Origin of the sequence: Sphingobacterium sp. IITKGP-BTPF85, assembly GCF_001006065.1 — a bacterium.
Taxonomy (GTDB): domain Bacteria; phylum Bacteroidota; class Bacteroidia; order Sphingobacteriales; family Sphingobacteriaceae; genus Sphingobacterium; species Sphingobacterium anhuiense.
Genome location: NZ_ASZT02000135.1, coordinates 1 through 14,324 on the forward strand (window position 1 = coordinate 1; position 14,324 = coordinate 14,324).

Below are 14,324 nucleotides of genomic sequence, written 5' to 3' on the forward strand. Positions count from 1 at the left end.
AAAAAGAAGCTGAACGATTAGCTAATGGACAGGTTGTGCTGCAAGGTGTTGAACAGCAGATTTTAAATAAACAAACGTTAGTTCAGGAAAAACAGCAAGAAATTACCAATCTTAAAGCAAGCCGTGTGGCAAGTAATTTGTTAATGACTATAAATGATTGGTATTCAAAACAAGAGCAATATATTAAAACGCAACATGATTTAGAAGCAGATTTAAAAATTAAGCGAAAGGATTATCAGGATATCATACTTCAATTCGAAAAGGAAAGCCTCACTCCTACATCCTGGCGAGAGAAACTTACTGAAGATGAGAAGAGTGCATCTATTTTACAGGAAAGAATTCAGTCGGATGAAAATAAAATTCAGGTAAAACAGCAGTTAGCTAACTTTCTCATGCTTTGACAGCTGGAGAAGCCTGTCCTTTATGTGGTTCCGAGCACCATCCACATATTATGCAAACAGAGGATGTTTCTGAGCAATTGGTTAAACTTAAATCTGAGAAAATTCATGTGCAAGAAACAATACTGCAAATTCAACAGCGTCAACAACGATTCATCCAACTAGATGCAAACCTGATAACATTGCAAAGGGATATAGATAAAAGTGTCGAAAAGTTGAATAAGCTAACGATAGAATTTAATCATCACCTGACTCAATTCACGTGGACTAACTTTCAGCACAATGATCGTAAAAGTTTCGATCAATGGAAATTGCAGGCTGAATCCATTGAACAGGCCTGTACACTAGCAGAATCGACTTTAGCAGCAATTCAAAAGGAATTAGATGATTTAAAGATTAAAAAGGAAAAATACAGTAATGGTTTGAATAGTATTGCTCTTACTAAATCTACACTTGAAGGACGATCGAGTATTCATGAGCAACAGATTAAACGATTAAAATTATCGGAATTCGAACAATTTGAAATATCTGAAATTGAAATATTGATTACACAATCACTTCAATCAATAAATCATATAGAGCAGGAATACAGCAGGTTGCTAAATGAAATTAATCAATTCAATATTTCTATAGCATCACTTTCTACAACAAGCAATACGTTAGAGACGCAATTGAAGAATAAGCAAGCCAAGATAACATTGCAGCAGAAGCTAATTGAAGAACTGTTGCAACAGCATGATTTCGTGTCTCTTGACGCTGTAAAAGAAATATTAAAACAGCAATATGATCTTGAAAAAGAAGAATTACGTATCAAACGATTTGAAGAGCATTTTGCTATTGTTAAGGCTAACCTGGTACAGTTAGAGCAGAAAATAAATCAGGATGCTGTTGATATTTCCCAGATTACAAAAATCAGCCAAGATCTGCAATTGGCAAAAGAAGTCAAAGAAATGCTGATAGGTCAATTGCAATCTCTCAAAGATCAAATTCTAATTTCAAAAAAGCGATACGCTGAGAAAGTAGAATTGCAAATTGCTTTCGATAAATTGGCACTTCGGAATAAGAATTTAAGTATTTTATCAAATCTCTTTAAGGGAAATGGTTTTGTTGATTACATTTCAACTCAATACTTAGAGGACCTATGTCATATCGCCAATCATCGTTTTGAAAGACTAACTCGAGGTCATCTGAAACTAATCATCAATAGTGAAAATGATTTTGAAGTAATGGATCATTTAAATGGTGGTAAATCACGATCTGTAAGGACTTTATCGGGTGGGCAATTTTTTCAGGCATCTTTATGTTTGGCTCTAGCACTAGCGGAGAGCACGCGTAGTCTCAATCAGAATGAAAAGAATTTCTTTTTCATTGATGAAGGATTTGGAACACAAGATACTGAATCTGTCAATTTAATTTTTGAAACTTTAAATGCCCTTCATAAAGAAAATCGTATTGTAGGAATTATCTCTCATGTTGATGAATTACAGGAGCGCATCCCTGTTTCAGTTAAAATTGTGAAAGATGAAGATTTAGGAAGCCTGATTCTACATGACTTTTGAGCGCTAGAACCACACATTACTTATAAAGCGCTGTGATCCTCTATAAATAGAAAGAGAGGTGTTGACCTCTCTTTCTATTTTACAGCATTAAATGCTCTCTTTATGGGCAATTTCGAGGTTTATTATAACATCTCTTATATCACCTTCCACAAAGGATAAATTTCCAATGACAAAAACACCTTTATTTGAACCGTTTTTCTCCGTAATTCCATAAACTGTGTTTTCGTCATCCGGATTCGAATCTCCTTCATATCGATAAATATAATCAATCTTATAATTAGATGGATTTGCAATCAAAGAATCCAGTTCAATGTTATAATCTATTGTATACCCCGCTTCTTTCAACTTCTCTAGGGCAACAGTAGCTGAGTCATATTTATTTCTATCTTCCATAATCTTGTATCTTGATCTTTACTAAAATAACAATTGGAACAGCAAAGTGTTTTTTATCATCTGGTTATTTTTTGGTAAACATACCAACAATATCATCTATGGCACTACCATCTTTATTCTTATCAAAAAGTCGGAGATCTTGTCTGTCAATCCTCCTGAAGTAGTTGCGGCTGTTGGTTCATTTTTATCAGCACCGAATATATTCCCGATTATACTCCCTAATCCTCCTCCAGAACCCGTATTGCCACCTAAAAAGCCTCCCAGCAGATCACCTAAAGGATTACTCGTTCCATTTTGCGCTGCATTTGCTTTTTCCTTACCCAAATAACCCATAACAATAGGTGCCAGGGTAGCCAGTACTCCTGTAACCTGAGCCGAACTAAATCCACTTTTCTCCACTAATCCAGAAGCAACATATTCAGTCTTACTGCCAAAGATGTGCTGCACGATCTTGTTGCCGTCTTCTGTAGGTCCCTTTTCGATTACCTCATCGACATGATCCAATATTTCACCGTTATGTTTTGTGTCTAATGCATCGGCAAAACCTTTAGCCTGACTGGTGTCGTCCTTACTTTGATTATATTTAATTGCTCCCGCGATCAAAGGAACCGCTATTGCTAATATCCAGGTTGCTTTAGTGCTGTCAATTCCCAGCTTTTTGGACAATCCTGCAGCCATTTGATTACCGAGGCCACCTGTGATTAAATCTGTCATTCCCATAATTTCATCTGTTTTAATTGCGTTTAGAAATTCAAAACAATAATTAAGCCAATGAATTGGATTAAGCCGAGCTAATTAGCCACAAAAAAAGAGGTTGTTAAAACCTCTTTTTTTCTAAGTTATTCTAAGTTACATAGAAACTATCTTTTATAATACTTTAAAGCCTCTGGAAGCAATCTTTGAATATCACTGATACGTCTAGCATCACTAGGGTGCGTACTTAAAAACTCAGGCGTTCCTTTAGATCCGCCACTTGCCATGCGTTCCCAAAATTTCACAGCCTCAGCTGGATTGTAACCTGCCATTGCCATGATCACTAATCCCATACGATCAGCTTCAGATTCATTGCCACGAGAGTATTTTAATGACGTCAATTGACCTCCAATTCCATATGCATTATTGATAATACCAGCGTAGCTACTCCCCGATGTTGCAACTCCAATAACGCTACCAAGTGCTTGTGTAGCATATTGTCGTGACATTTGTTCCATAGAGTGACGTGCAATTGCATGGGCTATTTCATGTCCCATTACTGTCGCTAATCCAGTTTCATTCTGTGTTACAGGGAGAATACCGGTGTAGATAGCTACTTTACCACCAGGCATACACCAAGCGTTAATTTCATCACTTTGCACCAGATTAAACTCCCAATTGAAGTTAAATTGGTCTGCAATTCCTTGTTGAGTAAGATACTGATTAACAGCTATCGCCAGTTTATTGCCGACTTTTTTAACTAAAGTGGCCTGACTTGTGCCTGTAATTACTTTTGTTTTTGAGGAATTTAAAAATTGTTTGTAAGAAGACGCCGCTTGTTCCTGTATTTGACTATCACTCACCAAACTCAACTGCTTACGTCCAGTAATCGGCACAGTCGAGCAGGATGCTAAAGTAGCTCCAATCAGGAACATACTTGTATATTTAAAAACCTTTTTCATATTTTAAATGTTAAACACTGCATTAGATTGTACCCAACGCAATTCCTATGCCTAAATTTTCTTCTTTTTATTCTTGAAAAGATAAACTTTAGATTCGTGTCCCTTTAAGAGGCGTTCGATATTCTTTTGATGGGTAATCAATATCAATGCGCAGATCGCGATGCCATATAATAGAACTGAAGGAATAGATGTTTTAAATAAGAAAGCTATGCTAAAAGGAAAGGTAAAACCTGCCATTATTGAACTTAATGATACATAATGCGTTGTCAACAAGATTACAATAAAGACCGTAACGCAAAGTAATGCGGCGGGAGCATGAATTGCGAGGATCATGCCAAAGAGTGTTGCCACTCCCTTGCCTCCTCTAAAGCCAGCAAAGACAGGAAATAGATGTCCTAAAACAGCAATAACACCAAGTGCCAATTGATAGTTAACAAATTGGACATTACTGGTACTTTGCCCCGCTTCTATTAAATAAGCTAGATTTGTAGACGTGAACCCTTTAAAGATATCGACGAACATCACCACAGCACCTGCTTTGGTCCCAAAACGCGAAAGGTGTTGGTTGCACCGGCATTACCACTTCCATACTCTCTAACGTCAACGCCATAAAATGCCTGTCCAAACCATACCGCAGTTGGGATTGAACCAAATAAATAAGCTAGTACTACTGCACTTACTAAATAAATAGAAATCATTAATTATTGTTAAATCCTAAACTAATTTGGCCTTTAAGCTTAAATCCAAACTTTTTACAGAATGCGTCAATGCTCCAACCGAGATAAAATCTACTCCGGCTGCTGCATATGCTTGAAGTGTGTCTTCTGTAATTCCTCCAGAAGCCTCAGTGACAAATCTTTCTGCAATAATATCGACAGCTTTCTTCACATCTGAGGGACTAAAATTGTCTAACATGATGCGGTCGACCTTGCCAAAGGTAATAACTTCAGCTAGCTCCTCAAAATTTCTAACCTCAATTTCAATCTCAATATGCTTATTTAAGGTGTCTCTGTAGGCATTTGCGCGAGTTAAAGCCTGCGTGATACCTCCACTGTAATCAACATGATTATCTTTAATTAAAATCATGTCATACAAGCCAAAACGATGATTGGTTCCCCCTCCGATCTTTACCGCTTCTTTCTCTAACAAACGTAACAAGGGAGTTGTTTTGCGCGTATCTAATATTTTCGTTTTTGTTCCGGCTAATAATTTCGCATATCGGTTTGTGGTTGTCGCAATCCCGCTCATGCGTTGCATCACGTTTAAGATCAAGCGTTCGGCTATTAGGATACTATGGATTTTTCCTTTCAGGATTAAGGCTATATCACCAATTTTTACACTCGCTCCATCATGAATTAGCACTTCATGAGCAAGTGTAGGATCTATTTGATTGATAATTTCTAATGCAATCTCTACCCCAGCAAGTATACCTTCTTCTTTAACAATTAATTTAGCCTCTCCAGCTTTGTCTTTAGGAATCGTTGAAAGTGTTGTATGATCACCATCTCCGACATCTTCTAGAATTGCCTGTTGAACGAATTTTTTAATATATTCTTTTTTTCCATCATGAGTCCTCACAAAATATGTAGCGAAGATGGAAATTTAAATTTTATTCAAGAAAATAATTTGGAATTATTATTTAGAAGCCTGTTTTTCAACTCTAAATTCTTCTATAGTTTGTGTAGATTTTGCCGAACTTATCTTCACAAAACTCGAAACAGATTTTTATTACTGGTAAGTTGATATACGTAATAACTGTAATTGGTTTTATTTGTAATTTTCTGTATTAATTTTACTGCACCTGGTTTGTTTTTAGAGAAAAATGACTCTAACAACATTTCAGCCTGAAATTTGGAATATTGGCCATCCTCACTTAAGATTGATAACGTTACATTTGTCGCAAAATACCGTGCTATATTTTTGGCATTCCCTGCTTTCAATTGCAGCATTAAAGCATCGTTAATATCAGAAATAAATAAAGAAGATTCATACATTGGTAAGTTGTTCTTGTCAATATTATTGGCTGATATGCGCATAGTTATACACATAAAAAGACTTATAAAAAATAGGATCTTTTTCATTAATTATAGAAATTAAACTCTGTGTAGTTCAAGAACTTACCCAATAGTTATTGTGTTAAAGACTAGCTTTGTGATTTGGTAGATGATTCACATAAACAATGCCAAATTTATATAAATTTTACATTAAACAAACTTTAATTCTTCATTACATTCCTCATAATCTTGAATTATCAGTTGTTTTAAATTATATTTGCTTATATAATTATGGAAAAAAAGTAGCACTATTAATCCTAGACGGATTAGGATACGGAAAAGAAGATCAATCTGACGCAGCATTTGCGGCAAATACTCCTTACTTGGATTATTTGAAGGCGAACTACCCCAATTCAAAACTAGTAGCTTCTGGTGAAGCTGTTGGTCTACCTGAAGGTCAAATGGGTAACTCTGAAGTTGGACATATGAATTTGGGCGCAGGACGTGTGGTTTATCAAGAATTAGGTCGCATTCATAAAGCTGTTCGTGATGGTATTTTTAATACGGACATCACTATTCAAGACTCCTTCAAATATGCTTTAGCAAATAATAAGAAGGTTCATTTTATCGGTTTATTGTCCGACGGTGGCGTTCATGCACATACAAGTCATTTACGTGGTCTATGTGATGCTGCAAAACATGCTGGTTTAACTTCAGATCAGGTATTTATACATGCTTTTCTTGACGGACGCGATACAGATCCAAATTCTGGATTAAACTATGTGAAAGAATTGCAAGATTTCCTACCTCAGTCTGTCGGTACTCTTGCGTCAGCAATCGGTCGTTATTATGCAATGGACCGCGACAACCGCTGGGAGCGTGTAAAACTTGCGTATGATTTGATGGTACATGGTAGTGGGACTGAAACTAAAGATTTACAACACGCTATACAAGAATCATATAATCAAAACATTACAGATGAATTTGTGCAACCGCTTGTTTTGACTAATGCTGCAAATCAACCTGTTGCCACAATTCAAGATGGAGATGTCGTAATCTGTTTTAATTTCCGAACAGACCGAGGACGCGAAATTACTATTGCTTTAACGCAAAAGGCGTTTCCAGAGTACGACCTTAAACCATTGGATCTTTATTATATTACGATGACGTCATATGACGAGACATTTAAAAATGTTAAAGTCATCTTCATAAAGACAATTTAAATAATACTTTAGGTGAAGTTTTAGCAGCTCATCATAAAACACAGGTACGTATCGCAGAAACTGAAAAATATCCACATGTCACATTTTTCTTTTCTGGAGGACGTGAACAGGAGTTTGATGGAGAACACCGTTTGTTGGTACCCTCTCCTAAAGTTGCGACTTACGATTTACAGCCAGAAATGTCTGCACAAGGCATTACTGATGCTATTATAAAAGATATTGAAGAAGCGCAACCAGATTTTATCTGTCTGAATTTTGCAAACCCAGATATGGTCGGACATACGGGTGTATTTGACGCGGTAGTAAAAGCGGTTGAAACAGTAGACAATTGTACTAAACAAGTTGTTGAAAAGGGTTTACAATACGGATATTCATTTATCATCATTGCAGATCATGGTAATTCCGAATTTATGGTCAATGCTGATGGATCAGTTAACACTGCTCATACGACAAACCTTGTTCCATGTATTTTGATCGATAAGGATTATAAAAGCATTAAGGATGGTAAATTGGGTGATATAGCGCCTACTGTATTGAAATTACTAAAAGTTGAGATCCCTGCCGAAATGGATGGCGAGGTATTGATTCAAGACTAATATGAAAAATAAACGTATAGGTAACGCACTCTCTTTATTAATTATAGGGGGTGCGCTCCTACTATCGTCCTGTCAAAACGACAAAACGGTGCAAAAGCAAGTAAAAGGATCAACTCTTTCTCTGGATTCATTTTTTAATTCTGAAATTGAAAAGTTAACAAAATTGAATCCAACGGTTGAAAAAACGGTCATTAAAGACTCGGATGAGGAAGTGAAATCTTTGAAGATCCCAAACTGGCAAAATGAACTCAGTGGATTTATAGCTGCTGATATTACAAAAAATGCTGATGCCAGTTTGTATAATTTTAGAGAAGAAGATTGTCAAACAATTTATCAGGCCAAAGATCCCGGCTTAGCGATTCAGTATCTCGCTGTGGAGCATGATTTAAAAGGTAAGATTAGACAGGTTGTCATTGAAAGAAAAGTAGACAATAGCTTATATTCAAGTGAAGAAAAACTGACGTATGATGTTGATTCTATTTATCAAATTGAAAAAATCAGGATATTCTGATATTAGGAAAAAGTCATTATAAAATTATAGGAAAGTTTCTGAATCACTAAAATTTAGAAACCTCTCCTACATCTCAAGTAATTACAAAAAAAACACCATATCGAGATATGGTGTTTTTTTGTTTTTGAAAGATTACTTCAAGTTATCTCTGTAAATTTTAGCTTTTTTGATTTCTGTTTGAATGTCTTTACGAGAAGCATCAAAAGTTAAAACTTTTTCAAAATCTTTTACTGCGTTGTTATAAGCATCAGTTGCAACTGCTTTATTGTAATTCGCAACTCCGGAAGTTCCAACTAAAATACCATAGTCACGGAAAGCTAGCGCTCTATTTTGATAAAGCTTCACATCACTTGCATTTAATGCAATCGCTTTAGAATAATCTTCGATAGCAGATTTTAATAATGCTTCACGAGCAGAACTGCTCAATTTTGTAGATGTTTGAGTCGCTAAATTATTATTTGCTTTTCCTTTAAAATAGTAACCGTTTGCATTTTTACTGTCCAAAGCAACTACTTTCCGAAAGACTCTGCTGCCTTTTTAAATTCGCCATTCTGAAATTGAGAGTAACCTAACATATATAATACATCTGGATCTTTACTTTCCACTGGCAAAGACTTTTCTAAGTAAATTGCTGCTTTTTTGAAGTCACCATCCAATAGTGCTTTTTGACCTAAACGAACATTTGGATTCGAATGCTCTTCCTGTTTTGCTGTCTGTGCAAAAGATGAAAGTGACATCAAGGCAAATGCACCAGTAAATAAGCCTAATTTAATCGATTTAAGAGTCATATTTATTTAATTACGTTTCAATTTAAAGTATTTAATTCATATTCAACCGCTTAGTTTGTGTTGTTGAAATCTCGTTTTACTTGACTTCAACATACAACGCTAAATGCGTATTCAATATTACAATTATTATGCCTATTTACACAATAATAAATTGAATAATGTGACAAAATTCACATGTCAGACTGTCTTTTTTTCTTAAAGCACTGCATTAATGGATCATTCGTTTTCAAATACTACGTTGGCATCTTACTTGCAATACCCTACATTCACAAATTTAAAATAACTTTTTATCAGAATTACGACATGTTGTCATAAACTGACATAAAAATATTAATATACCTTAACATAATATGAGCAAATTCGAAACATTTGATTTCAATCAGGCGATTCCCATTATATCTGAAGATACCGAATTCTTTCCATTATTAAGTCAACAAGATGAAGATGACATGCGCAATGCAGAGATTCCGGAGTCACTATCGATTTTGTCTTTACGCAATACAGTTTTATTTCCTGGAGTAGTTATTCCAATTACTGTGGGTCGGGATAAATCCATCAAATTAGTTAAAGACGCTTACCAAGGAGATAAAACAATAGGTGTTGTAGCTCAAAAGGATATGTCTATGGAAGATCCTACTATTGATGAGCTTTATCAAGTCGGAACTGTAGCACATATCATCAAAGTTTTACAGATGCCTGATGGTAATACAACGGTGATTTTACAAGGTAAGCAACGTTTTAAATTGCTTGAAGCTGTTCAGACCGAACCTTATCTAAAAGCTAACGTTGAGAAATATAAGGAAGAGAAACCGAAGTCGACTAAGGAATTTAAAGCCTTAATAGCGACTTTAAAAGAGATGGCTCTTCAAATTATTCAACTATCGCCGAACTTACCAAGCGAGGCAGGTATTGCCATTAAGAATATCGAGAGTCCGACTTTCCTTATTAACTTTATTTCTTCTAATATCAATGTTGATTTAATTCAGAAACAACAGTTATTGGAATTATTAAATGCTGATGAGAAAGCTCGCCTATTATTAGAGTTATTAACTTCTGAAATTCAAATTTTAGAACTTAAAAACCAGATTCAAAATAAAGTAAGAATAGATTTAGATAAACAACAACGCGATTATTTCTTAAATCAACAGTTAAAGACGATTCAAGAAGAATTGGGCGGAAACACTCCCGATTTAGAGATTATCGAATTGAAAAAAAGAGCATCAAAGAAAAAATGGAATGAAGTTGTTGCTAAGCATTTCGATAAAGAAATTGAAAAATTAGCACGGATCAATCCTGCTGCTGCAGATTATTCTGTTCAGATCAATTATTTAGAATTATTACTTGACCTTCCTTGGAATGAGTTTACAAAAGATAATTTTGACCTGAATAGAGCACAAAAAGTACTGGATAAAGACCATTATGGGTTGGATAAAGTTAAGCAGCGTATTATTGAGTATTTGGCCGTATTGAAATTGAAAAACAATATGAAGGCTCCTATTTTATGTTTAGTAGGCCCTCCGGGAGTCGGTAAAACATCATTAGGGAAATCTATTGCAAAAGCATTAGGCCGTAAGTATACTAGAATGGCCTTAGGTGGTGTGCGTGATGAAGCAGAAATCAGGGGTCACCGAAAGACGTATATTGGTGCAATGCCAGGTCGTATCATTCAATCTTTGAAAAAAGCAGGTGCAGCGAACCCTGTATTTGTATTGGATGAAATTGATAAGATGAGTGCTGACTTTAAAGGAGATCCATCTTCTGCCCTATTAGAAGTTTTAGATCCGGAGCAAAATACGAGTTTCTATGATCATTATGTTGAGATGGAGTACGATTTATCTAAGGTCATGTTTATCGCTACAGCTAACTCCTTAAATAATATACAACCAGCTCTCTTGGATCGTATGGAGATTATTGAAGTTAATGGTTATACGATCGAAGAAAAAATTGAAATTGCCAAGAAACACCTTATTCCGAAACAGCGTGAAGCACATGGATTAACAGCAAAGGATATTTCGTTGAAATCTAAAATTATTGAGAAAATAATTGAAGAATATACGCGCGAATCTGGTGTACGTGGTTTAGAGAAAAAAATAGGTTCTACTGTCCGTGGTATTGCAACTCGCATTGTTATGGAAAAAGAATACAACGTCAATATTAATGATAAGGATCTTGTAGAGATTTTAGGTGCTCCTATTTTTGATAAAGATAGTTATGAAAATAATGAAGTTGCTGGTGTTGTTACAGGGTTGGCCTGGACTTCTGTCGGTGGCGATATATTGTTTATAGAGTCAAGTTTGAGCCCAGGTAAAGGAAAAATGAGCTTAACAGGTAACTTGGGCGACGTGATGAAGGAATCAGCTTCCATTGCAATGGCTTATCTACGTTCGCATGCTGAAGAATTTGATATTGATTACCGCGTTTTCGATCATTGGGATGTACATATTCACGTTCCAGCAGGAGCTACACCGAAAGACGGGCCTTCGGCAGGTGTAACCATGTTGACGGCATTAACTTCCCTATTTACACAGCGTAAGGTTAAAGAAAACTTAGCAATGACAGGTGAGATTACTTTACGTGGAAAAGTTCTTCCTGTTGGCGGTATTAAGGAGAAGATTTTGGCAGCTAAACGAGCGAATATCAAAGAGATTATTTTATGTAAATCTAATCAAAAAGATATTGAAGAGATCAAAGAGAGTTATATCAAAGATATGAAGTTTCACTATGTGACGGAAATGGCTGATGTCATTGCGCTCGGATTATTGGATAAAAAAGTCAAGCACGCAAAAGATCTGACTAAAGGATTAGAGCCAAAGAAATAGTCAAAATTTTTCTAAAAATTAAAAGCCGCTATAAATAAATTTTTATAGCGGCTTTTACATGTAGACACATGAGCAACTTTGACTAGACGTCGACATACCTGAAATAATTAAATAAAAGATTGGAAAGGTCTATAAACACAAAATGCTTTCCGTTAGGAAAAGCAAGTGTCTAATTTGTGATTTTAAAAGCGTTGAGAATTATTTCTCAAGCTTGTCATTTTCTTTTTTCAATGCTACGGGACGATCTTCTTTGATTTCCGTTTCCATAAAACCCCAGTTAGTCATGTAATACATGTATGGGTTTTGTTCAATTTTTGATTTTCTTGTTCTTTCTCTTTTTATCATATATATATTGTTTTGATTACTTCATATCATTCAAATATCGAGCCAAACTATCTTTAATACTGTTTATTAATAATTATGTGTGTTCCTGCTGTTCTTTTGTAAGGATTACACTTAACACTTACAAATTGTAAATACTCGAAATAATACCACTTATTTTCAAGGCTAGAATAAGTGCTGTTAAATATTAGTTTTGACTTCTTTAATACCCAAAAGTTAATTGACAACTAAAAACAGCTATTATATACTATGATTTTTAATAATTTACAGCAACTATACATGAAGGTGGATGTGCAAAATTGTATTCTTTAGGGGGAATCTTATTTCTACAATCATCAGAAGATGTAGATAAATGCTCAAGAATATACGCTTATGGTGAAGGTATCATAATGAAGAGATAATTTTTAAAAAATTTACACTAGTATCAGATTTTGTTATATAATAAACCGGGCATTTAATAAGAATGAAATGCCCAGTTTATTATATACAAGCTTATTTTTGATAATTCAACTACTGCTGTATTGCGCCTAAGACTTGAGCAATTTTTTTGAAAAGTTCGGTATTCTGATAATACCCCAAAAAGTTTTGAGCCCAGGGGCCATATGCCATTACAGGCACCATCATCGAACTGTGATCATTAGACGCAAAGCTGGCTTGTATACTGCCTGTTTTTACATCAGCATCTAATAAAGATAATGCGCCGGTTTCATGGTCTGCTGTTACCACCACAAGTGTCTCACCATTCTGATCAGCATAACGAAGTGCTTCGCCGACTGCCTGATCAAAATCCAAAGCTTCTGTTACCACATAGTTTAAATCTCGCGCATGGCCACCATAGTCAATCTGAGCCCCCTCGGCCATAATAAAGAATCCACTTCCCATTCCATGAAGTTTACTGATGCTCGTTGCGAGCAATTCTTTTAAAATAGTACCTCTACCATCTTTGACAGCTACCATATCTTGTTCATTAAAATAAGCTACTGTTTTCTCTGATTTGGCGTTTTTTAATTCGGTTAGGTTATCAACAACTTGATATCCGGCTTGATTTAATTTTTTTTCCAATTCATCTTTTCTTTCTTTCTCCCGATAAGGTCCAGGTAGTTCACCTGCCAATATTTTAACATCCTTATTTTCGATGAGCGCTTCTGTAATTGCAATGGATGCATTTCGGTCTATATTTGACGCATAAAATGCTGCGGGAGTCGCATCCGAGGCATCCCCTGTGGATAGTATTCCGCTTACCTTTCCAACTCTTGCTAATAGTTCAGGTAATCGCAGTAACCTATTGCCAGATGTGTCTACGCTTATCGAACCGTTATATGATTTATGCCCGGTAGCAATTGCTGATCCCCCAGCTCCTGAATCTGTATTACCTGGACTGGCTGATGCTGTTAAAGAGAACCCTACATGTTTCATCTGAGCCATATGCAACTGACCACGGTTGGCAACCATAGCAGCTTGAATATGACCTAATCCCATACCGTCTCCTATTAACAGAATCACATTTCTGACTGTACCCTTACTCCCATCTTTTGCAAATTAGGTTGATACACAGCGTATGGTTTATTTCCCGTAAAACGTGAACTCTCCAAATCATTTAAATAAGCTTTTAGCACATCAGGATGATCTGTATTTAACCAGGTAACGCCCATTTTTTCTAATACTATCCACGTATTGACACTCTCAGGTGCACCCCAGAGACGAAATGGTTTACCCCATTTTCGTGCCTTTGCTCCTTGCTGTTCAATTTTCATTTGCTCTTGCTTCGTTGGCACCCCCTTCCCGTTCCATTGTGTATAGGTTCGTAAATTATCGCTCATCATAGCTACCCGTTGCAGTTGCTGGCTGGTGTATGTGTTTTCAAATCTACCGTCAAAGGATATGTAGTCTGGATAGTTTTTAAAGAGAGCAGGTGACGGCATATTGCCACTGATGACAATTTGAATAGCATATTTATTTTGTTTGGGATCTACTAGGTAACGATAAGGTGCTAACAGGTTTACTAATTTTGGCATCATAATCTGAAAATCTTCTTTCAGATCTAAA

The 14,324-nt window shown here is 35.8% G+C and carries 13 protein-coding genes and 3 pseudogenes; 5 read left to right on the forward strand and 11 right to left on the reverse strand.

All coding sequences use genetic code 11. The features are described from left to right. Together L950_RS30880 and L950_RS20075 are read left to right on the forward strand one after the other, a co-directional pair. Positions 1-401 (forward strand): hypothetical protein (locus L950_RS30880; protein WP_037526248.1); only part of this gene is annotated, 401 nt, incomplete at its 5' end. Then, complete coding sequence (locus L950_RS20075) at positions 398-1,957, forward strand: SbcC/MukB-like Walker B domain-containing protein (RefSeq protein ID WP_021190212.1); 1,560 nt, start codon at positions 398-400, stop codon at positions 1,955-1,957. The genes L950_RS30880 and L950_RS20075, both read left to right, overlap by 4 nt. A gap of 87 nt (positions 1,958-2,044) precedes the next feature. Here L950_RS20075 and L950_RS20080 read toward each other — a convergent pair whose 3' ends face one another. From L950_RS20080 to L950_RS20105, 6 genes and pseudogenes are all read right to left on the reverse strand, one after another. Further along, complete coding sequence (locus L950_RS20080; protein ID WP_021190213.1) at positions 2,045-2,350, reverse strand: hypothetical protein; 306 nt, start codon at positions 2,348-2,350, stop codon at positions 2,045-2,047. A gap of 96 nt (positions 2,351-2,446) precedes the next feature. Continuing rightward, positions 2,447-3,064 carry a DUF937 domain-containing protein gene (locus L950_RS20085; RefSeq protein WP_231577478.1) on the reverse strand — a complete coding sequence of 206 codons (618 nt, stop codon included), beginning with the start codon at positions 3,062-3,064 and terminating at the stop codon, positions 2,447-2,449. 146 nt (positions 3,065-3,210) lie between these two features. Then, positions 3,211-4,005 carry a M48 family metallopeptidase gene (locus L950_RS20090; protein ID WP_021190215.1) on the reverse strand — a complete coding sequence of 265 codons (795 nt, stop codon included), beginning with the start codon at positions 4,003-4,005 and terminating at the stop codon, positions 3,211-3,213. A 51-nt stretch (positions 4,006-4,056) separates the two neighbouring features. Continuing rightward, a pseudogene (plsY, locus tag L950_RS20095) lies at positions 4,057-4,703 on the reverse strand (glycerol-3-phosphate 1-O-acyltransferase PlsY). A gap of 16 nt (positions 4,704-4,719) precedes the next feature. Beyond that, positions 4,720-5,583: a carboxylating nicotinate-nucleotide diphosphorylase gene (nadC, locus tag L950_RS20100; RefSeq protein ID WP_021190216.1), complete on the reverse strand. Its 864-nt coding sequence runs from the start codon at positions 5,581-5,583 to the stop codon at positions 4,720-4,722. A gap of 125 nt (positions 5,584-5,708) precedes the next feature. Beyond that, positions 5,709-6,041, reverse strand: coding sequence for a DUF4783 domain-containing protein (locus L950_RS20105; protein ID WP_021190217.1), 333 nt, complete (start codon positions 6,039-6,041; stop codon positions 5,709-5,711). 233 nt (positions 6,042-6,274) lie between these two features. Here L950_RS20105 and gpmI point away from each other — a divergent pair. Continuing rightward, positions 6,275-7,818, forward strand: a pseudogene (gene gpmI, locus L950_RS20110) (2,3-bisphosphoglycerate-independent phosphoglycerate mutase). A gap of 1 nt (position 7,819) precedes the next feature. Continuing rightward, entirely contained in the window at positions 7,820-8,329 is a 510-nt protein-coding gene (locus tag L950_RS20115; RefSeq protein ID WP_021190218.1) for a hypothetical protein, read from the forward strand. Between the two features lie 132 nt (positions 8,330-8,461). On the opposite strand, the gene L950_RS34135 is transcribed toward L950_RS20115, so the two are convergent. Together L950_RS34135 and L950_RS34140 are read right to left on the reverse strand one after the other, a co-directional pair. Further along, entirely contained in the window at positions 8,462-8,833 is a 372-nt protein-coding gene (locus L950_RS34135) for a hypothetical protein (protein ID WP_231577479.1), read from the reverse strand. A 5-nt stretch (positions 8,834-8,838) separates the two neighbouring features. Continuing rightward, on the reverse strand, positions 8,839-9,117 hold the full coding sequence (locus L950_RS34140) for a hypothetical protein (RefSeq protein ID WP_231577480.1): 279 nt from the start codon (positions 9,115-9,117) through the stop codon (positions 8,839-8,841). A 350-nt stretch (positions 9,118-9,467) separates the two neighbouring features. Here L950_RS34140 and lon point away from each other — a divergent pair, with 350 nt between their 5' ends. Further along, entirely contained in the window at positions 9,468-11,936 is a 2,469-nt protein-coding gene (gene lon, locus L950_RS20125) for an endopeptidase La (RefSeq protein ID WP_021190219.1), read from the forward strand. 198 nt (positions 11,937-12,134) lie between these two features. On the opposite strand, the gene L950_RS28890 is transcribed toward lon, so the two are convergent. The 3 genes and pseudogenes from L950_RS28890 to L950_RS27150 form a co-directional block, all read right to left on the reverse strand. Then, complete coding sequence (locus tag L950_RS28890) at positions 12,135-12,281, reverse strand: hypothetical protein (RefSeq protein WP_021190220.1); 147 nt, start codon at positions 12,279-12,281, stop codon at positions 12,135-12,137. Positions 12,282-12,788: 507 nt separating this feature from the next. Further along, positions 12,789-13,781: an alkaline phosphatase gene (locus L950_RS27145; protein WP_052764491.1), complete on the reverse strand. Its 993-nt coding sequence runs from the start codon at positions 13,779-13,781 to the stop codon at positions 12,789-12,791. Further along, positions 13,778-14,324: pseudogene (locus L950_RS27150) on the reverse strand (alkaline phosphatase); the annotation flags it as partial. The gene L950_RS27145 and the pseudogene L950_RS27150, both read right to left, overlap by 4 nt.

Excerpts from the sequence above, each read along its gene's own strand:
- L950_RS20105 (WP_021190217.1), bottom strand. The coding sequence starts at position 6,041 with ATGCGCATATCAGCCAATAATATTGACAAGAACAACTTACCAATGTAT.
- L950_RS20080 (WP_021190213.1), bottom strand. The coding sequence starts at position 2,350 with ATGGAAGATAGAAATAAATATGACTCAGCTACTGTTGCCCTAGAGAAG.
- L950_RS34140 (WP_231577480.1), bottom strand. The coding sequence starts at position 9,117 with ATGACTCTTAAATCGATTAAATTAGGCTTATTTACTGGTGCATTTGCC.
- L950_RS20115 (WP_021190218.1), top strand. The coding sequence starts at position 7,820 with ATGAAAAATAAACGTATAGGTAACGCACTCTCTTTATTAATTATAGGG.
- L950_RS20090 (WP_021190215.1), bottom strand. The coding sequence starts at position 4,005 with ATGAAAAAGGTTTTTAAATATACAAGTATGTTCCTGATTGGAGCTACT.
- lon (WP_021190219.1), top strand. The coding sequence starts at position 9,468 with ATGAGCAAATTCGAAACATTTGATTTCAATCAGGCGATTCCCATTATA.
- L950_RS20085 (WP_231577478.1), bottom strand. The coding sequence starts at position 3,064 with ATGACAGATTTAATCACAGGTGGCCTCGGTAATCAAATGGCTGCAGGA.
- L950_RS28890 (WP_021190220.1), bottom strand. The coding sequence starts at position 12,281 with ATGATAAAAAGAGAAAGAACAAGAAAATCAAAAATTGAACAAAACCCA.